Below are 1173 nucleotides of genomic sequence, written 5' to 3'. Positions count from 1 at the left end.
CAACAACATGCTGCCTTTCACCCTAATGCAGTGCAATTCACTTTGCACCTGGGGGATAAAATATTCGCCTATTGGCGTCAGTCTCCAGACAGAAAGCAAAGCATTTTTTGTATATCGAACATCAGCAAGGAGTCACAGCAACTTGCGATAGCTGACATTAATCTGGTCGATACTCAAGCATGGTGCAACTTAATCAGTGGGCAAGAGCTTAGCAAAGCTGATAACACAATCGATTTAGCGCCTTATCAGACAATCTGGTTATCAAACCTCTGTGCTCTCTAGCCCGGCTAAATCAACTCGCCTCCTGTTTCGACTAGTCATTTTTCTATAGAAACAGGAAGGCTCCACTCCTTGCATATAAGTACCGTCACCAAAGTGACTTAAAAGAGACATAAATTTGTAGCACTCTCGAAACATAATTCCCTCTTCAGTAAAAACACCTATCGTTAAATGGAAAGGAAAATTATGCACTCTATGAATATGTTTAAGAAAACGGCTCTCGCTCTCGCCATTTCAAGCCCCCTCTTGTTAGCAGGTTGCAGCGATGACGATAAAGACTCCTCGTCAGTCAAAAACTTCAATAGAGTGGCGACTTTCCACGTATGTGAGCAGATCAATACTCAATGTAATGACGACACCGAAACCGTTGCAGAAATTGTTGCCGCAAGCACTGACGGACAAACGTTAATCTATACTGACAGCGAGCAAGAACAGCTAGGCTTCGTCGATATTTCTACTATTGAGTCTCCGGCTGCTGCAGGCACATTCGCACTCAATGGCGAGCCAACATCAGTAGCGATCAAAGGAGAGTACGCTCTCGCGGCTGTAAACACTTCAACAGACTACGTCACGGTATCGGGCGAGCTAGCTGTCATTAATATTGCGAGTAAAACTCTAGTTAGAACGATCGCTCTTGGCGGCCAACCAGACTCTATCGCAGTCAGCCCGGACAGCATGTATGCACTTGTGATTCTTGAAAACGAGCGTGATGAAGATCTAGGCGATGGTGCGCCACCGCAGCTTCCAGCTGGCGAGCTGGTTATTCTTAACCTAAGCGGTGAACCTGCTGATTGGACAAGCCAAACTCTAGACATCACCGGAATTGCTGACCTGTACGCAGCAGACCCTGAGCCAGAATATGTCGATATCAACAGTGACAATATCGCTGTTGTC

General features: G+C 46.0%; 2 protein-coding genes. Both read left to right on the top strand.

The genetic code is table 11. From position 1 onward, the window contains the following. On the top strand, window positions 1-282 hold a 282-nt coding region (locus A3729_RS18830; protein ID WP_197475922.1), incomplete at its 5' end, for an alpha-glucosidase C-terminal domain-containing protein. A 192-nt stretch (window positions 283-474) separates the two neighbouring features. Further along, window positions 475-1173, top strand: a 699-nt coding sequence (locus tag A3729_RS18825) for a YncE family protein (protein ID WP_369820146.1), incomplete at its 3' end; no start/stop codon positions are given.

It is taken from the genome of Oleiphilus sp. HI0043 (genome assembly GCF_001634935.1).
The sequence above is the reverse complement of the archived record's forward strand: the minus strand, read 5'-3'. Positions and strand labels throughout refer to the sequence as shown.